The sequence below is a fragment of the Shewanella sediminis HAW-EB3 genome, from assembly GCF_000018025.1.
Taxonomy (GTDB): domain Bacteria; phylum Pseudomonadota; class Gammaproteobacteria; order Enterobacterales; family Shewanellaceae; genus Shewanella; species Shewanella sediminis.
Genome location: NC_009831.1, coordinates 833,448 through 852,203 on the forward strand (window position 1 = coordinate 833,448; position 18,756 = coordinate 852,203).

16 protein-coding genes are annotated in these 18,756 nt (G+C 47.9%); 13 read left to right on the forward strand and 3 right to left on the reverse strand.

The window, feature by feature from the left end; translation table 11 throughout:
* The 5 genes from SSED_RS03550 (at position 1) to SSED_RS03570 (ending at position 5,974) form a co-directional block, all read left to right on the forward strand.
* Entirely contained in the window at positions 1-675 is a 675-nt protein-coding gene (locus SSED_RS03550) for a response regulator transcription factor (RefSeq protein ID WP_012141039.1), read from the forward strand.
* Positions 665-1,879: a sensor histidine kinase gene (locus tag SSED_RS03555; protein ID WP_012141040.1), complete on the forward strand. Its 1,215-nt coding sequence runs from the start codon at positions 665-667 to the stop codon at positions 1,877-1,879. Before SSED_RS03550 ends, SSED_RS03555 begins: the two co-directional genes overlap by 11 nt.
* Before the next feature lie 473 nt (positions 1,880-2,352).
* On the forward strand, positions 2,353-3,099 hold the full coding sequence (locus SSED_RS03560; RefSeq protein ID WP_012141041.1) for an outer membrane protein OmpK: 747 nt from the start codon (positions 2,353-2,355) through the stop codon (positions 3,097-3,099).
* Positions 3,100-3,128: 29 nt separating this feature from the next.
* Positions 3,129-4,883, forward strand: coding sequence for a flavocytochrome c (locus SSED_RS03565; RefSeq protein ID WP_012141042.1), 1,755 nt, complete (start codon positions 3,129-3,131; stop codon positions 4,881-4,883).
* Between the two features lie 77 nt (positions 4,884-4,960).
* Entirely contained in the window at positions 4,961-5,974 is a 1,014-nt protein-coding gene (locus SSED_RS03570; RefSeq protein WP_012141043.1) for an FAD:protein FMN transferase, read from the forward strand.
* A 239-nt stretch (positions 5,975-6,213) separates the two neighbouring features.
* Here the strand turns inward: SSED_RS03570 and SSED_RS03575 are convergent, their stop codons facing one another.
* Entirely contained in the window at positions 6,214-6,477 is a 264-nt protein-coding gene (locus SSED_RS03575; protein WP_223295945.1) for a hypothetical protein, read from the reverse strand.
* Between the two features lie 638 nt (positions 6,478-7,115).
* Between SSED_RS03575 and SSED_RS03580 the strand changes: the two genes are divergently transcribed.
* The 7 genes from SSED_RS03580 (at position 7,116) to SSED_RS03610 (ending at position 15,615) form a co-directional block, all read left to right on the forward strand.
* Complete coding sequence (locus SSED_RS03580; protein WP_012141045.1) at positions 7,116-7,952, forward strand: phosphate ABC transporter substrate-binding protein; 837 nt, start codon at positions 7,116-7,118, stop codon at positions 7,950-7,952.
* 46 nt (positions 7,953-7,998) lie between these two features.
* Complete coding sequence (locus tag SSED_RS03585) at positions 7,999-8,877, forward strand: PstC family ABC transporter permease (protein ID WP_012141046.1); 879 nt, start codon at positions 7,999-8,001, stop codon at positions 8,875-8,877.
* Positions 8,874-9,770 (forward strand): PstA family ABC transporter permease, encoded by an 897-nt coding sequence (locus tag SSED_RS03590; protein WP_012141047.1) that lies wholly within the window; start codon positions 8,874-8,876, stop codon positions 9,768-9,770. Before SSED_RS03585 ends, SSED_RS03590 begins: the two co-directional genes overlap by 4 nt.
* A complete protein-coding gene (locus tag SSED_RS03595; RefSeq protein ID WP_012141048.1) occupies positions 9,764-10,489 on the forward strand; it encodes a phosphate ABC transporter ATP-binding protein in 726 nt (241 codons plus the stop codon). The genes SSED_RS03590 and SSED_RS03595 overlap by 7 nt, the downstream gene beginning before the upstream one ends.
* A gap of 359 nt (positions 10,490-10,848) precedes the next feature.
* On the forward strand, positions 10,849-11,877 hold the full coding sequence (locus tag SSED_RS03600; RefSeq protein ID WP_041421954.1) for an AraC family transcriptional regulator: 1,029 nt from the start codon (positions 10,849-10,851) through the stop codon (positions 11,875-11,877).
* 96 nt (positions 11,878-11,973) lie between these two features.
* A complete protein-coding gene (locus SSED_RS03605; RefSeq protein ID WP_012141050.1) occupies positions 11,974-13,995 on the forward strand; it encodes an alkyl/aryl-sulfatase in 2,022 nt (673 codons plus the stop codon).
* Between the two features lie 243 nt (positions 13,996-14,238).
* Positions 14,239-15,615 (forward strand): class II fumarate hydratase, encoded by a 1,377-nt coding sequence (locus SSED_RS03610; RefSeq protein ID WP_012141051.1) that lies wholly within the window; start codon positions 14,239-14,241, stop codon positions 15,613-15,615.
* Positions 15,616-15,667: 52 nt separating this feature from the next.
* On the opposite strand, the gene SSED_RS03615 is transcribed toward SSED_RS03610, so the two are convergent.
* Positions 15,668-16,675: a class I SAM-dependent rRNA methyltransferase gene (locus SSED_RS03615; protein WP_041421955.1), complete on the reverse strand. Its 1,008-nt coding sequence runs from the start codon at positions 16,673-16,675 to the stop codon at positions 15,668-15,670.
* Positions 16,676-16,857: 182 nt separating this feature from the next.
* Here SSED_RS03615 and SSED_RS03620 point away from each other — a divergent pair, with 182 nt between their 5' ends.
* Positions 16,858-17,436, forward strand: a complete 579-nt coding sequence (locus SSED_RS03620; protein WP_012141053.1) for an esterase/lipase family protein — start codon at positions 16,858-16,860, stop codon at positions 17,434-17,436.
* 105 nt (positions 17,437-17,541) lie between these two features.
* Here the strand turns inward: SSED_RS03620 and rarD are convergent, their stop codons facing one another.
* The gene (gene rarD / locus SSED_RS03625; RefSeq protein ID WP_012141054.1) at positions 17,542-18,471 is read right to left on the reverse strand and encodes an EamA family transporter RarD; all 930 of its coding nucleotides are present in this window, start codon (positions 18,469-18,471) and stop codon (positions 17,542-17,544) included.
* Between the last annotated feature and the right edge of the window lie 285 nt (positions 18,472-18,756).

The following is an 18,756-nucleotide window of genomic DNA, read 5'->3' on the forward strand; positions in this document are numbered from 1 at the left end:
ATGTTAGTTCTCCTCGTCGAAGATAATCGCCTGTTGGCCAAGAATATTATTCATTATCTGGAGCTAAACGAGATCGAGTGTGATTATGCCGAGACACTCGCTCAGGCCGAACTGGCCATATTCAGTCGTACCTTCGATGCGATAATACTCGATCTTAACTTGCCCGATGGCGATGGAATTACCGCATGTAAAAAATGGAAAGAGCAACGCATTATTTCACCTATCATCATGCTGACGGCGCGGAGTAACCTGCAGGACAGACTGTCGGGTTTTGAGGTCGGTGCCGATGACTATCTGGTGAAGCCTTTTGCCATGGCTGAGTTAGTTGCGCGTCTTAGGGTCGTCTCTCAGCGACGTCCATCCCCCAAGTTACTCTCAATCGGGGAGCTTGAATTAGATTTTGCCGGGCACCATGCTCATAGGCAGGGACAGTTATTGACATTATCTCGCACGGGATGGCAGATCCTTACTCTATTGGCCCGCAGGAGCCCTGAAATAGTTGAGCGGGAAGAGATTGAGCGATTGCTATGGCCTGATAGTCTGCCCGATAGTGATAGCTTACGTAGCCACATTCATCTGCTGCGTAAAATTGTCGATAAGCCATTCGAGCAGAAGCTTATCCACACAATTCGAGGGGTAGGCTTATGTCTAAAGGTAGATACAGATGAAACCTAAGCTCAGCTTAAAGCGTGTCTATCAGGTCTATGGCTTATGTTTTTTGGCGATAACCTTGATCATCAATAGTTTCATCCCGTTGTGCATGATGTGTACCGGCATGTTCAGCATGCATGACATTACCATGAGCAATGCGGCGCAAGCGGCAGCGCTTTATACCAGCCCGAGAAATAATCTCTTTCAAACAGACAATATTACGGTATTTCCCAATTGGGAGTCGGTGCCGGAACGGGTGAAGGCGATAAACGGAGGCGTTGCTCCCGATAAGCCACAAAATGTGAAGCACCAGCATACTGACGGGCAGTTTATCGATGCCCTGATGTTGCATCAGGGGCAAGAGGGTCAAGAGAGCTATGTGTGGCTGCATTACAACGCGACTCACGATCTCGAATTTGCGCCGAAAAACATGGCAGCCATCTTACTCTTAGTCATCATGACATTTACCGTGAACGCCATTCTGGCTTGGTATCTACAGAGCCGGGTGATTTCGCCGGTGCATGAGATCAGCCGGGCGATAAAGCAACACGACTGGCAGAAGATGCAACAGCTTCGTTTCCCTAAGCAGTGTTATGCCGAACTTCAATCGATCGTCGATGCCCTGGACAGCTCGATTAAACAGCTCAAGGAGGCCCAGCAGCGCGAGTTATCTTTCCTGCGGTTTGCCAGCCATGAACTGAGAACGCCTATCGCCATATGTCAGTCTTCATTCGATATTCTGACCCTGCAGCAGGGAAAGCTGACGGGACCAACCCTACATGCCAGTCAGGCAACGACTCAGATGAAATCGATCACCGAGACACTGCTATGGCTGATGAGCTCAGATTGCAGCCCGATGAATAGCAGTAATGTGAAGCTGGCATCTCTACTGGAAAGCATCATCTATGATCAAAAATATGCTCAGGGGAGTGATGTACCGGTCGAACTGAAGTGCGATGAAACCGAGCTGTTTGTGCTCAAGGAGCCTTTAACTATTGTGCTGAACAACTTAGTGCGTAACAGCTTAGAGCATGGTGCTAAAGGTATCTCCATCGTTCAGGCTGGTAACAGAATCGATATCGTTAACCCGCTGTCCCTGCATAACTCCAGCGGCTTCGGGCTGGGCTTGATGTTAGTCGAAAGGTTGGCAAAACAGCTTAATTGGCACTATTCGACCAGTAACGATCATAACTCCTTCAGGGCTACGCTCATCATACGGCCCTCTTAACACCCCCTCTAAAATACGAAAGAGCTGTCCTGGCTACGACAACGCGTCCGTAGCCGGGATACTTAATACACTTCACAGCTTAACTATTACCTTTAATCATTCCCTCTAATCACTATCTCTAGTCCTCCTTAAAGTAATCTTGTTTAATACTGGAAAATTTTTTTGGTATTTATTAAGGACGTTATTACTAATTAGTTTGGTTTGGTTTTAATTAATTGTGTCTTTATATAATCTTTGCTGCTCTTAATTGTTTTGACGTAATTTTCACGAAACTATATTAATGCGTTTTTTATTTTGACGTATTTTTCACGTTAATAATGTGGGTGAACTCTATGTTGTTTTGTTTTATACCTGTTTTACTTCTCTAACCCACACACTTTATATGAACTGAAATTATTACAGGAGTTGGCTCACAAAGAATATTGATTATTTCTTTATCCTATCTGGGAATCTTGAAATTAAGGAATATTTTAATGAAAAAGCAACTTGCCACAGCATTGGCAGCCTTAGTGATGGCGCCTGCAATGTCTGCAACCTCGGTCGACTTAGGATATAAGGCATACACCTCGGATACTAAGTCTGATAACGGCGGGGCATATGACCAGCCATTTGTTAAATTGACACATTTCAATAAAGCCGACTGGGGCACACTACTGGCTTATGTGAAGCTTGAAAATCCGGGGGAGGTGAAAGATGCTCAACACGGTAAAGATGGCAAGCTGACCGTTAAGTCACTGCTTATCGTAGATAAGCAGATTGGTGATACAAGTTACAACTTTTGGGGGCAGAACTTCCTGGTCTCTAACCGCACAGTGATGGAAGACAACCTATATCTGGGGGTGACCACCAACCGTAAGTATGGCGCTCTCTTTATCAATGCCGGTGTTGGTCTTAACTACTCTGCAGCCCATTTCGACCCAACCGGTGCCAGCTTCGATGGCATCAGTGGTTATGCCGCGGTGATCAACGCTCGTTATCCCTTCTCGGCAATGGGACTTAAGCACTCCCTGTCTGTTAACTATGAGGGGCAGATCGACCGTGATGAAGACCATATGAGTACCTTAGGTTACGACAGCTACGGTCATCAGATCATCACCACCCTAAAGACGAGTATGACTGAGTCTTTCTATACCAAGTTGCATATGACTCACTTCGACAGCTGGGGAGCGGCGCCTAATGATGGCATCGAATACGGCGTTGCAGTTGGTTTCACCTTCTAATACCAGATTGACCTAACAGGAATAATAAAGTGATTAAAAAGACAATTATTGCCAGTGCAATTGTGGCACTGGTCATGGGCTGCTCAGTAAAAGAGGCTGACCAGCTAACGAAGAGCGAAGGCTCTGCATTCGGTAAACATGGAGAGATCCAGGTACAGACCGAGACTAAAAATGGTCAGCTGGTGGATATCAGCGTCCTGAAACAGAATGAAAATAAGGTGTTGGCGGCGTCGGTATTTACCGAGATGAAAGATGCGATGATAGCCAATAACAGCACCCAAGTCGATGGTATCAGTGGTGCGACAATCACCAGTGGGGCATTTAAAGAGGCTGTCGAGAGCTCTCTTGCTGCCGCCGGCGTCACCTTAGTTGCCGGTATGGCCAAGAGCAATGATAAGTCGAAGGATCTGATTGCCAGTGAACAGAACTTCGACGTGGTTATCATAGGTTCTGGCGGTGCAGGTTTCAGCGCCGCTATTACGGCTAAAAATGCCGGTGCTAACGTCGTGATCATCGAGAAGATGCCGACAGTCGGTGGTAACAGCTTGATCACCGGTGGCCAGATGAACGTGCCGGGTAACTGGGTTCAGAAGAAGATGGGCATCGAAGACAGCATCGATCTGTTTGTTAAAGATACCCTTAAGGGCGGCGACTATCTGGGCGATCCTGAGATGGTGCAGATTCTGGCCGAGCAGGCACTGCCTGCCGCAGAGTGGTTAAGGGACTATATCAAGGTTGATTTTTACAAAGATCAGCTATTCCAATTTGGTGGTCACAGCGTTAAGCGTGCCCTGATCCCCCGTAACCATACCGGCGCCGAGTGGATCAGCAAGTTTATGGCAAAAACCGATGAGCTGCAGATCCCAATTCACACCCGCACGACCGCAACGGCTTTGATTAAAGATCAGAGCGGACGCGTGATCGGTGTAGAAGCCGAGAAGAATGGGCAGCAGATCACCTATTACGCCAAGCGTGGCGTTATCATGGCCACCGGTGGTTTCGGTGCTAACGTGGCTATGCGTACCAAGTATGTCCCTGAGCTGGATAACCGCTACGGTACAACCAACGCACGCGGCATCATGGGCGATGGTATCGTGATGGCCGAGAAGCTTAACGCCAAGACTCATAACATGGAGTCTATTCAGACCTACCCTATCTGTCATATCGATACCGGTGTGATCTCTTTGATTGCCGATTCTCGCTTCTTCGGCGCAATCGTTGTCAACAAAGAAGGGCATCGTTTCGTTGAAGAGCTGGAACGTCGTGACGTGATCAGCCGTGCAATTCTGGCTCAGACAAATCAGCAGGCTTATGTGCTTTGGGGTGGTGAGATTGAAGATATCGCCGGTGTAGTCGGTGTCCATAAGGATGAGTTCGGTGAGCTTAACCGTAAAGGCATGATGTTTAAGGCTGACTCAATCGAAGAGCTGGCTGGTAAGTTTGGTATCGATGAAAAGGCACTGATGGCTCAGGTTGGACGTGTCAATCAGTTTGCTAAAGCGGGTGATGATAAAGAGTTTAATCATCGTGGTGGACTGAAGACTATTATGAAGCCTCCTTTCTATATGCTGGTAGCTAAGCCATCAGTTCATCACACTATGGGTGGCTTGATGACAGATACCCATACCCGTGTACTGGATACCCAAGGTAAGGTTATTGCCGGTCTGTTTGCGGCCGGTGAAGTTACCGGTATGACTCATGGCTCTAACCGCCTGGGTGGTAACGCCATTACCGATATTACCGTGTTTGGTCGTATTGCTGGTAAAGAAGCTGCCGCAAAATAATCGATAGCATCTGCTTAAATAGAGTATGCCGTTCACTTCAGTGAACGGCATTTTTTTCATCAATGATGAGGTTTAGCATGAAACTCCTGATGATGACCTGGTTATTGTTCCTTTTGCTTATGTCTCAGGCATGGGCGCATATCAATATCGAGCAGATTACCGGTAATACGATGGGAACGAGCTACACGGTACAGTTGCGCCTGCAGGACAGTTTGGTGACGAAACAGCAGGTAAAGGCGTTAGTGGAGCAGGAGTTGGAGAGGGTAAACAGCACTCTGTCGGTTTATCGTGAGGACTCCGAAATATCCGTATTCAACTTAAACGATGCTGATAGTCCTATCCCTGTATCTGAACGGCTTTGGGATGTACTGCAGATATCGAAGAGCGTATCGGCGCAAACCTATGGTGCGCTCGATGTGACCTTAGGTCCCGTGATCGAGTTCTGGGGTTTTGGTGTTAAGCCCAGAGATCTGCAACATAAAGACCGTGGTCAGCTGGAGCTGGCTCGCTCGAAAACGGGCATGGATGGATTTACCCTGGATTCGGGAAGCGTGACCAAAGTGATTCGAGGGCTGAATATCAACCCTTCGGCGGTGGCGAAGGGTTATGGAGTGGATCGTGTCGCCAAAGTGCTTGATGGCGCGGGTGTACTTAATTATCTGGTAGAGATAGGGGGAGAGGTGCGGACGCGCGGAGTCGGTGTCAGGGGGCGAGAGTGGAGAGTTGCCGTGACCCGACCGCAGAGGTTCAGCTTGGAGATACAGCAACTTATCACTCTTAAAGGTATGTCGATGGCGACCTCGGGTAGCTATGTGAATTTTATCCAAAGCGATGACAGACAGCTGAGTCACATAATCGATCCAGTAACCGGAATGCCGGTCGAAAGCAATCTGGTCTCGGCGACCGTGCTTCATCGCCAGTGCGCTGTAGCCGATGGCTATGCGACTGCCATGATGATCTTGAATGTGGAACAGTCTATACAGATTGCCAATGAACTCGGATTGGCGGTCATGTTAATTGAACAGACCGATATGAGACTGAAGACCCACTTCAGTGACGCCATATATCCTTTTCTGGTTAAGCTAGACTAGCTAGACCAAAGTACTTAATACTCAATTTCAGACTCTTAATCAACATGTTATTTTGGGTGTGGGAGGTTCAATGGAGTTCGACAAAACATTGCGCACGATTATCGCCCTAAGTGCTCTTGTGCTGCTGACATGCAGCCTGACTTTGGCTGTGCTTACGATATAAGTGGTTAGGGGATGATTAAGCCTGAAGAGCCTTAGTGATAAGGCTCTTACTCTGGGAGGCTACTATACTCTCTCGTCTACCTCTTGCGCCAATGGCGAAGTTTAGACATCTTTGTGCGCAGCTCTCTGTCGGTGATATTCTCTAATTCATCCCACCCACGTCTGGCGATCGCTTCAAGTTGTAACTTGGCGCCTAAGTGGATATCACTTATTCCAACTTGGATCTCTGTCTGGCTGGTGGAGAAGTGGTTGCTTGCCCCTGATGATATTTGATAAATATCTTTCGCCTCTTTACCTTTTACTTCCAGATTCCTGATGATTTTATCTTCACCTTGCGGCATGAACATCGACTCCATTGATGAAAAATTATATTTACTTAACTCTTTGTTGAAGCAAAGCATCGAGCTCGAGAGAAAGTGTTGAGACACTTTATTCAATATTGTAAATATTAAGGCTAAATTTATATCGGGTATTTTATCTTCAAAGTGAAGGAAATAATGTGATTGGTTCGATAATTATAATTAAGCCTGTTATGTAGCGCTAATTATATAGCAGATTAATGTAGTTAGGTATTTATTAGAGGTTAGTATTTCTAATAAGGTTATTAAGGTAAGCTTATAAGTCGGTATTAATTATCCGATTCAGCTATAAAAATTTCTTGGCGCTAATCTTGAACATCAGCCTCTAAGATAAGCATTGAAAAAAGTCTTGTATGAAACGTCTTGTAGAAACGTCTAGTATCAAAGAGTACTCTGTTATTGATGTCGACGACTCAGCCTGACATCCAATTATCAATTTGTTGCTAATTTAGTGGTCAATTTGTCCTGATAGCCCATTTAACCTGAAAAGTTGCCGACACAGGTGGCAAAAAACAGATAAACCCCTTGCTCCTAAGGCGTTAATAGCAATAATTGCCCACCTTACCGAATGATCTTCTGTCACTGCTAATTCAGCATCCATTTAACTGCTTGGAATTATTATGATGTTTAAAACCTGCTCTGTTCGCTTAATGGCGATTTTTACCTTGTTCATATCGAGTCCACTTATTGCCGATGAACTCTCTGCTTTCGATAAGATGAGTGGTCAGCTAAACATCGCTGGTGGTACCGCACATATTCCGGTGATGAAGAGGGCGGCAAGACAGATCATGGGGCATAACCCCAACATTCGTATCACCATCGCCGGTGGCGGTTCGGGCGTCGGTGTTCAGCAGGTGGCCAAAGGGCTGGTGGATATCGGCAATACCGGCCGTGCCTTAAAGAATAAAGAGATGAACTTAGGACTGAATTCATTCGCCTTCGCTATCGATGGTGTCGCCGTTATCATTCATCCACAGAACCCGGTCGATGATCTAAGCCAGCAGCAGATTATCGACATTTACCGGGGGAAAATTACTAACTGGCGCGAGCTCGGTGGTCAAGACAGACAGATACACCTCTTTAGTCGCGATGAAGCGAGTGGTACCCGCTCTGTGTTCAGCAAGAAGCTGTTAAAAGGTGCGCAGCTTGCTGCAAACGCAAACATAGTACCATCCAATGGTGCGATGAAAACCGCAGTGTCACAAGACATTGGGGCTATCGGTTACTCTAGCGTGGGTTACATCGATAACATGGTAAAAGCGCCAACGTATAACCATATTATGCCCACTCAAGAGGCCTGTGCTTCAGGAGAATATCCTGTGGTGCGACGCTTATACATGAATACGAAGGGGCTACCTGATGGTCTGACTCAGGCCTTTATCGATTACATCTATAGTAAGCAAGGTGCGAAGCATATCCAGGCATCGGGTTATATTGCACTCGACGCAAAGCAATAACCACACTCTCTGGAATTAATCTGAGGTCTGTTGACAGAAGTTTTTGATGCAAAGCCATAAGCTTACGCTTAAGCAAAATAGCTGGATGCAAGGCTTGCTGATGACCTTAGTGGTCACCAGCGGCCTGCTGCTGTTTGCTGTATTTTGTTTCTTGATTTGGTTTTCTCTACCGGTTTTCTTTACGGAAACGACTTCTGTTTTCAGTCTGAAATGGCAGCCAGAGCAGGGGCATTTTGGCATCTTGGCCATGGTCTTTGGTACCCTGTCACTGGCTTTCATCTCTACATCGGTCGCCTCTGTTATCGCCATGGGGCTCAATAGCTTCTGCCTGTTATCGCGCCAGCGCTGGCTGGTTGCTCTCTTGCGAGCTCTGCTTAGATTTATGGCCGCGATACCAACCGTAGTTTATGGTCTGGCGGCTCTTTTTCTACTCCTGCCGCTTCTGCGTAACGGCTTGCAACTAGGTTCAGGTTACAGTCTATTTGCCGCTGTCTGCATGCTGATATTGCTCATTTTGCCTGTTATCTGTGTCATGCTGGATAACATTACTACACCGTTATGGCAGCAATATGCGCTGGGTGCCCAGGCGTTGGGGTTTAGCCCCGAGCAAACCTATATGCACGTTATTTTGCCCCATTGCAGGGTCAATATATGCGGCGCTGCTTTACTCGGATTTAACCGGGCAATAGGGGATACCATGCTCCCTTTGATGTTAGCGGGAAATGCGACGCAACTGCCTTCTGGAGTCTTCGATGCCATTCGTAGCCTGACTGCACATATCGCCCTGGTGATCGCGACCGATCAAGGCAGTGAAGCCTATAACTCCTTGTTTGCGGCTGGAATGCTGCTGTTAATCTGTAGTGCATGCATCTGTCTGCTATCGCGTTATCTGGTGGGACGACAACGCCTGGTGCAGCCAGAATGAGTCGCTTGATAGGCTATTGGGGCAAGCTGTGTGCCTTTTTATTAATTAGTATCGTACTGATATTAATCGGTTTTATCTTGATTAAGGGCTTGCCGACATTAGAGCAGCCACTCTTTTTCGGTGATACGGCGCCACTGGCCGCAATGATGGGGCTACAGCCTGTATGGGAGGGCATATGGCCTGCCTGTGTAGGCACTCTCACCGTGGTCTTATGTGCGGTTTCTTTGGCTTCGGTGCCGGGAATTGCAAGTGGTATTTGGCTTGCGAGTGCGCCAGACAAGCCCGCTCAGAAAGTGTTTGGTTTGGCGGTCGATATCCTGGCTGGGATCCCGTCTATTCTTATGGGGTTATTTGGTTTTAGCCTGATTTTACTTCTGCGGGGGAGTTTCTTTCCTCAGGCTAATGCAAGCCTCCTGCTTGCGTCGTTCTGTTTAGCCCTGCTTATTCTTCCCTATATCGCCTGCGCGACGCAAAATGCCCTGAGCTGCTTGTCAAAACAGTTGTCGGTTACGGGAGCGGCCTTAGGTATGACTCAATGGCAAGTCACCTATCGTTTGCTACTGCCGCAAGCCAGCTCAGGAATAATGAGTGGACTCATGCTGGCGATAGGCAGGGCGGCTGAAGATACTGCCGTGATCATGTTAACGGGCGCCGTTGCAAATGCAGGCTTACCCGGTGGATTACTGCAGCGATTCGAAGCGCTGCCATTCACGATTTTTTATTACAGTGCTCAGTATCAATCACAACAAGAGTTGAATATGGCTTTCGGCGCGGCGTTAGTCCTGCTTACCTTGACCAGTATTATCTTTACCCTGCTTGCTGCTATCGTCAGTCGTCGCAACCGCAATATATTTGGATCTGCAAAGAGCATTAAAAAGGAGTCTATATGTTAGATATTGCCGGAGATCCCCGAGGTGATATCGTCGGTCACCTTGAGAACGTCAGTATTCAATTTGCCGATACAAAGATCCTCCGTGATGTGAACTTACAGCTACTCAAGGGCCAGTTGCACATGCTGACCGGCCCATCGGGTTGTGGAAAAACAACCCTGTTGCGGGCGTTAAACAGGCTCAACGATTGTTTCGACAGGCATGAGATGATCGGCAGTATTTGTTTGAAATTGTCCGAAGGTGAGGTCGATGTCCATCTGCTTGCCCATAAGCATCTGCCTCTGCTGCGCCGAAAAGTCGGCATGGTATTTCAAATTCCCAATCTCTTACCGGGTAGCATTTTTGACAACCTGCTATTGCCACTTAAGATTGTCGCTGGGTTAGATTCGACCCAAGCCGTGGCGCGCTGTGAGAAAGTGCTGATACAGGTGAAGTTATGGGATGAGGTTAAGGATAGGCTTAATAATGATGCTTCCTCACTGTCCGGTGGTCAGCAACAACGATTATGCCTGGCCAGAGCCTTAGCTCTTGAGCCAGAGATACTACTGTTAGATGAACCTACGGCTTCTTTAGATCCTGAAAATACAAAGGTGATAGAGGAGTTATTGGAATCGCTGAAACAGCAATATACCATGGTGATGGTGTCACATTGCCCCGCCCAGACTGAGCGGTTGGCGGATAAGATATTCAGGTTGGATGGACAGCAGGTTATCAGTGGTTAGTTTCATCACCTGAACCATCAGTGAGTGTGTATCACTGATGGTTTTTTATTATCTTAAATATATGATTATCGTCTGATCAAATAGCGCAGCATTACCCCTTGCTGGCTAATATCTAATACTTCATAGCCATGATTCTTCGCATCACTTGGGATGTTGTTTATCGACTGCGAGCAATCGGTGAGATAATGATGAAAACTTCATGGCTTGAGTCAAATGGCCTGAATTGCCGATAAAAAATTGAGTTTTTAACTGATGAATAACAATCGATAGTGTGTCTTTTCTATCGATTCTTTTGTAATGACACCTAATATTGATAACCTCTCTGGATAAGAGTGGATCTTAATCGGCGGATGAATCTTATGCAGGGAACAGCCAAATACACGACTATCGCAGCTTGGGCATCAGCGGTTGCCAGAGCGTTGAGAGCGTCGGGTGTCGATCCCGAGAGTGTGTATGAAGATGCTGGCTTATCATTAACTGAAATCGAAAGAGCGCCGGACTCTCGTATCCCTATAGAAAATATGACCCTATTTTGGGAAGCGGTTGAAAGTGCGACTCAATCGCCAGCATTCGGCCTTGCTGTGGGCCGCTATGCATACCCTATGCACTTCAGATCTTTGGGATTGTTGATGATGACCTCTGAAACGCTGGCGCGCGCATTCGAACGTCTTCCCGATTACTATGCCCTGGTGAGCAACTCTGCAAGTATAAAGCTGCAAAGAACGCCGCAGCTGATAGGGTTTACCATCACACCACTTAATGGGATCGAGATCAGTGAGATGGCGATAGATGCATTTTTTGCTACTTTGATGCACCACGGAGAGTTGATGATTGGGCACTCGAATTTCATTAAAACCGTGGAGCTTATCCGGGAGTCCCCGAAAGATGAAAGCCCCTGGCAAACTTGTTTCAACTGCCCGGTCTCATTCGAACAGCAAGTGAATTGTCTGTGGATGGACAGGAGCATGCTTGAGAAGGCGACTATGATGGCAGATCCTAAGTTGGCCATGAAGAATGAGCATGCAGTTCGCCAATATCTGGAAAAGATGCAGGCTTTAAGCTGGCACGAGAAAACCAGCCAGGCGGTACATGCCATGCTGGTTGACGGTGAACCTTGTCTGGTTAAGGCGGCGCAGATCTATAACTTGAGTGAACGAACCCTGAGTCGTTATCTCAAGAGTGAGGGCACAAATTTTCGGACCATATTGCAGGAGAAGCGTAAGGAGCTGGCGCATTATTATCTGATCAATAGTGAACTGTCGATAACTCAAGTTGCAGATAAGTTGGGCTATACCAGCTTGAGTAATTTCACCCGCGTATTTCACCTCTGGTATGGGCTAAGCCCGAGTCTGTATCGCCTGCAGAGCCATTCATCTGCAAACTTATAGACAGTGAAGTGAATGGAGATTGGCGTAAAATGATAACCCTGATGTTGTAAGTATGTAATAGCTTGTGGTTAATTGTTACCTCCTGAGCTGAGTCATATGTATTATTTCCTTCGTTTAGCGCCTGTTAGTCGTCTTATCCTTATTATTGGGTTATTGCTCACGGGCTGCCAGCCAGACCCCAATAATGTCTCGACCGAAGAGAGAGTGCAGCCCGATGCTATCGATGCAGATGGTTTTACACCGGCAACGGCGTATACCAAGAGTGCGAATGCGGCGCTCATAGCCGAGCTTCCTTTCGATAATAAACAGGACTTTGTCGATGCAAACCGTGGTTTTATCGCTAAGCTCCCTACCTTAAGCGTCGAGGGCGATGAGGGGGATACCATCTGGGATATGCCCGCCTATGACTTCATCGATGGCGGGGCACCTGAGAGTGTCAATCCAAGCCTGTGGCGACAAGCCAGCCTAAACAATATTCAGGGGTTATTCGAGGTGACCAAGGGGGTCTATCAGATCCGTGGTTTCGACCTGGCTAATATGACTATCATCGAAGGTAAGAGTGGTTGGATAGTGGTCGATCCGCTGACGACGGCCGAAACGGCGAGAGTTGCTCTCGACTTTGTGAATAAACAACTGGGTAACAGGCCCATCTCAGCCATCCTGTTTACCCACAGCCATATGGATCATTTTGGCGGTGCTTTAGGTCTGTTGGGAGAGCCTGATAAGGCTGAAACGGGCAATATCGATATCCTGGCACCGGCGGGATTTATGCGTGAGGCAACCAGTGAAAACGTAATGGCGGGAACGGCTATGAGTCGCCGCGCCATGTACATGTATGGTAAGCGCCTTCCTAGGAGCGCTCGGGGACATATCGACTCGGGCCTTGGGAAGGAGCCTGCATTCGGCACTTTCGGTATTTTGGCGCCGACAATCACGATAGAAAAGGATGAGTCGAGGGTGATCGATGGCATTAACTTTGAGTTTCAGATTGTCTCCGGTTCGGAGGCGCCGGCCGAGTTTACCTTCTCTCTGCCCGAGCTTAATGCCTATTGTGGTGCCGAGCTGGTCTCGAAGACGATGCATAACCTCTATACGCTCAGAGGGGCCAAGGTCCGGGATGCGCTGCAGTGGAGCGATGCTATCGATGAGGCACTAACATACCAGAGAGGAGTCGAGGTCTATTTTGGTAGCCATCATTGGCCCATCTGGGGACAAGAGGCTATCGCCGACTTTTTAGAGAAGCAGCGTGATACCTATAAATATATTCATGACCAATCGGTTCGTATGCTCAATAAGGGGCTAACCCCGGATGAGATAGCAGAGCAGATCCAGATGCCGCCATCACTGTCGACCACATTTTCCAGTCGCGGCTATTATGGCAGTGCCAGGCATAATGCCAAAGCCGTCTATCAGGCCTATTTAGGTTGGTATGACGCCAACCCGGTGAACCTCAATCCACTGCCCGATGAGCAATCCTCCGGTAAATATATCGCGTTGATGGGAGGCGCTGATGCCGTGCTTAAGCATGCCGGTGCAGCCTTCGATAAGGGAGAGTACCGCTGGACGGCCGAATTGCTTAATAAGCTGGTTTTTGCCGACAGTGCCAATATACAAGCTAAAGAGTTACTGGCTAAGACCTATGATCAATTGGGCTACCTGTCTGAATCTGCCCCCTGGCGAGACGTTTATCTGTCTGCGGCCTATGAGCTGCGCCATGGTAGTCCGGATAAAGGGATCGAGCTGGCTTCTATGAAACAGATCTTACTGCGATCGCCGGTGGAAAATTTTCTACAATCTATGGCGTCAAGAATCATAGGACCCGAAGCCTTTGGTGAGCGATTTACGCTCAATATCAATTTTACCGATCTGGGCGATAACTATCTGCTTGAGCTTAAGAATTCGGTGCTGCACCACAGGAAAGCACCAAAGGATCTGAGTGCCGATGCGACACTCAATATCAGCCACGAACTCTTTGTTGAGCTCATCATAGGCAGTGCGGGAGTATCGGACCTGTTGTTTTCCGATGAGCTGAATATTGAGGGAAGTAAGGTCGATTTGGTCAGCTTCCTGACTTTACTGGATAAGCCTAAAGGTGTGTTCAATATCGTGACACCTTAGTGATAGTAAGGTTATACAGCTCCTGGATTTAACCAGGAGCCGTTTGCTATCTAACTACATCTCCTACTCTCTTTCGACGCAATAAGACTCGATGGGAGCTTGTAAAGAGGCTGCCTGGCCTCTTCATGTGGCAGAGTCTCGATTACTGCCCGATACTTTATCTGATGACATGCTTGAGAGTCATTGCTGGTTTAACGCATCGATTGAGCTGAAAGTATGTAATAGATATTGGATAGGAAGATCATGACGACACGTATTGAAAGAGACAGCATGGGAGAGCTTCATGTGCCTGTTTCGGCGCTATATGGAGCCCAAACACAGCGAGCGGTAAATAACTTTCCCATCAGTGGCAAGACTATGCCTGAGGCATTTATACGTGCCTTACTCATGGCTAAGTCGGCCGCGGCTCAGGCTAATGCAAAATTAGCACTGTTACCGCAAGATATGGCTGACGGTATCTCAGACGCGGCGAGTCAACTACTTAACGATCAGAATATGATGCAGCATTTTCCCGTGGATGTGTTTCAAACCGGTTCGGGTACCAGCTCGAACATGAATGCTAACGAAGTATTGGCCACTTTAGCATCTAAAATTGTTAACCAAACAGTAGGTGCCAATGACCATGTCAATTATGGACAGAGCAGCAACGATATCATCCCATCCTGTATTCATATCAGTGCCGCCATCGAGCTTGAAAACCGTCTGTTACCGGCACTGGAACATCTGCTGAAAGTGATCAAGCAAAAAGCCAGCGAAGTCGATCACCATATCAAGACCGGCCGTACCCATCTGATGGATGCCATGCCTGTGCGGATGAGCCAGAGCCTGCTGAGTTGGGCGAGCCAGATAGAGCAGGATATCGAGCTGATAAACGGGGTTAAGCCGAGGTTACAGAGCCTGGCGCAAGGGGGGACGGCTGTGGGCACAGGGATAAATGCCCATGAGGATTTCGCTGTCGAATTCAATCACCAGCTTAGTCAGGCTACGGGCCTTATATTCACTCCTGCCTACAATTTTTTCAGCCATATTAGCACTCAAGATATTGCCGTTTCATTATCAGGACAGCTGAAAACTACGGCCGTATCTATGATGAAGATAGCTAACGACCTACGTTGGATGAACTCAGGACCTTTAGCCGGATTGGGCGAGATTGAGCTGCAAGCGCTACAGCCAGGTTCATCTATCATGCCGGGCAAGGTCAATCCTGTGATCCCGGAAGCCGCCACTATGGTTGCCGCGCAAGTCATAGGCAACGATAGTGCTATCACTGTGGGTGGTCAGGCGGGAAATTTTGAACTGAATGTTATGCTGCCCATGATCGCCGACAACCTGCTCTCAAGCATCAATTTGTTGGCCAATGTCAGTTACCTACTGGCGGATAAGGCCATAGCGACCTTCACTGTCAATGAGCAGCAGCTGAAGAAGGCCTTGGCGCGAAATCCGATTTTAGTGACCGCCTTGAACCCTATCATTGGCTATGCAAAGGCCGCTGAAATCGCCAAAAAAGCCTATAAAGAAGGTCGAGCCGTATTAGATGTCGCCGAGGAAGACACGGACATCTCTCGTGAGGAGCTTGAGAGGTTATTGGATCCTGCCAAGCTCACTCTGGGCGGCTTGTAAAACTGCGAGTCTGGGTTGTTAAAGCCCGGGCGCTGCTTTACTTTCCCCGAACTTAATCGATCGTTAACGCGACCATTTTCAGTGGGTGATTGCCGTCAAACGATGGGAAATCTTCATGGCAGTTGAGCCAGGTGTGGTTGGTGACGCTGCGGCCCTGTTTCTCGACGCAACGGACCAGTGCATTAAACCAGGTATCGCGCTCGACCTTAGCCACATTGTTACAACAGACTATGGTGCCACCCTTCTTAGTGGTTAACAGCGCAGGTTTGAACAGGCTCTGATAATCGTTGATCAGATCCACTGTGCCGAACGGGCTCTTGGCGAAACGAGGCGGGTCGAGAAAGACCAGATCGAATTGCGTCGCCGATAGTTTAGGGTAAGCGGGCAGCTTCTGATTGCGTCGTCCACCGACCTTGAGTCCGGCGAGTTGGCGCAGCGCCGGGAATGCATCGCTCTGGATAAATTCACACACCTGAGTGACATCGTTCAGCTCGGCGTTTTTCTTACCGGCGGCCAGTGCAAATGAGGAGAAGTCTATATTGACGACTCGTTTAGCGCCGCCTACTGCGGCGGCTGTGCCGATACCGCAGGTATATGAGAATAGATTGAGTACCGTTTTGTTGTGGCTGTTGGCCTTAACAAATTCCCGGCCGACCCGCATATCCAGAAACAGCAGAGGATCTTGTCCCTCGTGACGCAGTTTAGTGGTGAACTTGATGCCGTTTTCCTGCATCACCTGCGCCGATTGAGCAAAGGCCTCTGTTTCAGCGTCCATGCTATTGAGCACGCGGGAGTTTTTGTTCGAGCGATCGTTATAAACGATTGGAAGATCGGCTAGTTGAACAAGTGAGGCCTGGATCTGCTGGAGTTCATCTTCGCCGAGTGTCTGATGAAAGGTTTGGATCAGCCATGCATCGCCATATCTGTCTATGTTTAAGCCATTGACGCCCTCGACTGTGCCATGAAATACCCGGAAACAATCGGTATTGTCAGCCTTAACTTGGGCTAAGAGGTCTTGACGCTTTTCTAAAGCGTTGGCGAGTAGAGATGGAATAGACATGGTCATTATGCTCGTATTAAGTGCCGGGGATAGCAGGCAAGTATTGCGTATGAATAGTAAAGATGGGCGCATGATACCAAACATTAGCCGATAAATAACCTAGACTCGTTATCGGGGTCAATCGCCACACCTTGTATTTTGCCCCCTAAGCGGTGAACGCTGAAAATTTGAGAGTAGGCCGAATGAAAATAGTACTGGTACATGGGATCTTTAATACAGGCCGCGTGCTTCGATGGATGAAGTGTCAGTTCGAAGCACAGGGCCATGAGTGTTTTACGCCGACACTTACCCCGTTTGATGGTCGTCATGGCATCGAGTACGCCAGTGCGAGTCTCAAGCGGCAGATAGAGGAGCGCTTCGGAGAGAAGGAGCCGATTACTCTGGTTGGTTTTAGTATGGGCGGAATCGTAGGGCGCCACTATCTGCAGATGTTAGGCGGTGCCTGTCGAACGGTAAACTTTTTTACCCTGTCGACGCCTCATAGAGGCAGCTTCTGGGCTTATCTTCCCTATCCATCGAAAGGGATGAAACAGCTTAGGCCTGACAGTGCATTGCTACGCTCTCTCGATGCCGATGAGGTCAGTCTGCAGGGGGTTAAGGTGTTCTCATATTGGACGCCGATAGATTTCACCATAATACCGAGCTCCAGCTCCTATTGGCGACTTGCCGAAAACAAAAAGTTTTTTATCGTGCTGCACCTGTCAGTCATCTTCAGCCGCAGAATTGTCACCGAGATCTTAGGTAATCTCAGATCGGAATAACTGTCGCTCGGGAAAACTTTAGCTCGGGATAGGCTCTGCTCCCATTAAGCACCTCTTGCCGCTTAGCGGCAAGGATCTGAGTTCAGTTGCTTATACCAAATAATATTAACTATGGCGTCTTTGAGTAAATATTCGCTGCTTCAAGGCGGGTAAAGCCTCCAGAGAGCAGAGAAGTAACCCCGTCCAGATTAACGCGAAGCTGACCGCTTTTACCTGATCGAAGTGTTCATTAAACAGGAGCACGGCTAGTAAGAAGTGCATGCTGGGTTCGATATATTGCATCAGACCTATCATAGACAGGCTGGTACGGCTGATAGCCAGGGCGAAGAAGATAAGCGGCAATAGGGTGACTGGCGCCGTCCCCATATAAAGCAGCAACTGAGATAGCTCACCGCCCAGTGCCACGCTCTGATCCGATACCCATAACCAAATAATGTAGAGTGCAGCAAATGGCATTAAAAGCATGGCTTCTACAGTCACCGATGTCAGTGAGTCGAAACGGATAAATTTCTTACATAGCCCATAGAGTGCGAAAAATCCCCCCATGCTAAGTGCCAGCCAAGGCAGCTCTCCATAGCTAAATACCATATAGCCGATACCGGCAGTTCCGAGCATGACGGCGGCTTTCTGAGCCGAAGTGAGCTTATCTTTGAGAAATACAACGCCTAACCCTATGGCAAAGAGGGGATTGATAAAGAAGCCTAAACTCGCCGCTAATACCTGACCGTGGGTGATGGCCCAGGTGAAACTATACCAAGAGACGCACATGATAAGCGTGGCCAATCCGCACAGGGCGAGGGAGCGCTTGTCGGACATCACAAGCTTTATCGAAGGCATTTTCCGGCGTAGCAATAGGAAGACTAATGCCATGAAGGGGACAGAACATAGAATTCTAAATGCCAGCATCTCATTGATATCGGCACCGGGCAGGTATTGATAATAAAGTGGCATTAGTCCCCATAAGATAAAGGAGAAAGCCGCAAGGGAGTTCCCCTGAACAGATGAGCGTATCTTACTGGCGTCACTGGAGTGCATATAAAATTAGTCTGGGATTATTTAGGGTAGAAAAAGGCGGCAATTCTCTCATTGAAATGGCTGGCGGTATGTGAGCTGGATCACTCTAATATATCATTTCTTAGTTACAGATTCGCTTGTTAATAAACTGATAAATATGAGGTTTTGTAATGAAAAAGTTGCAGTTGCTTTGTTCTTTGATGGGGCCGTGCGAGTGGCTGGTGTGAAAACACTGTTTACCGCCTTTGCCTCTCTATCCAATCGAGTTAGTTTGTAACAGTCCGTTAACCGAGCTTCCTTTTTTCT

Bases quoted from the DNA above. Each gene is read 5' to 3' on its own strand.
- SSED_RS03550 (WP_012141039.1), top strand. From the start codon at position 1: ATGTTAGTTCTCCTCGTCGAAGATAATCGCCTGTTGGCCAAGAATATT.
- SSED_RS03555 (WP_012141040.1), top strand. From the start codon at position 665: ATGAAACCTAAGCTCAGCTTAAAGCGTGTCTATCAGGTCTATGGCTTA.
- SSED_RS03560 (WP_012141041.1), top strand. From the start codon at position 2,353: ATGAAAAAGCAACTTGCCACAGCATTGGCAGCCTTAGTGATGGCGCCT.
- SSED_RS03570 (WP_012141043.1), top strand. From the start codon at position 4,961: ATGAAACTCCTGATGATGACCTGGTTATTGTTCCTTTTGCTTATGTCT.
- SSED_RS03575 (WP_223295945.1), bottom strand. From the start codon at position 6,477: ATGCCGCAAGGTGAAGATAAAATCATCAGGAATCTGGAAGTAAAAGGT.
- SSED_RS03580 (WP_012141045.1), top strand. From the start codon at position 7,116: ATGATGTTTAAAACCTGCTCTGTTCGCTTAATGGCGATTTTTACCTTG.
- SSED_RS03585 (WP_012141046.1), top strand. From the start codon at position 7,999: ATGCAAAGCCATAAGCTTACGCTTAAGCAAAATAGCTGGATGCAAGGC.
- SSED_RS03590 (WP_012141047.1), top strand. From the start codon at position 8,874: ATGAGTCGCTTGATAGGCTATTGGGGCAAGCTGTGTGCCTTTTTATTA.
- SSED_RS03595 (WP_012141048.1), top strand. From the start codon at position 9,764: ATGTTAGATATTGCCGGAGATCCCCGAGGTGATATCGTCGGTCACCTT.
- SSED_RS03600 (WP_041421954.1), top strand. From the start codon at position 10,849: ATGCAGGGAACAGCCAAATACACGACTATCGCAGCTTGGGCATCAGCG.
- SSED_RS03605 (WP_012141050.1), top strand. From the start codon at position 11,974: ATGTATTATTTCCTTCGTTTAGCGCCTGTTAGTCGTCTTATCCTTATT.
- SSED_RS03610 (WP_012141051.1), top strand. From the start codon at position 14,239: ATGACGACACGTATTGAAAGAGACAGCATGGGAGAGCTTCATGTGCCT.
- SSED_RS03615 (WP_041421955.1), bottom strand. From the start codon at position 16,675: ATGTCTATTCCATCTCTACTCGCCAACGCTTTAGAAAAGCGTCAAGAC.
- SSED_RS03620 (WP_012141053.1), top strand. From the start codon at position 16,858: ATGAAAATAGTACTGGTACATGGGATCTTTAATACAGGCCGCGTGCTT.
- rarD (WP_012141054.1), bottom strand. From the start codon at position 18,471: ATGCACTCCAGTGACGCCAGTAAGATACGCTCATCTGTTCAGGGGAAC.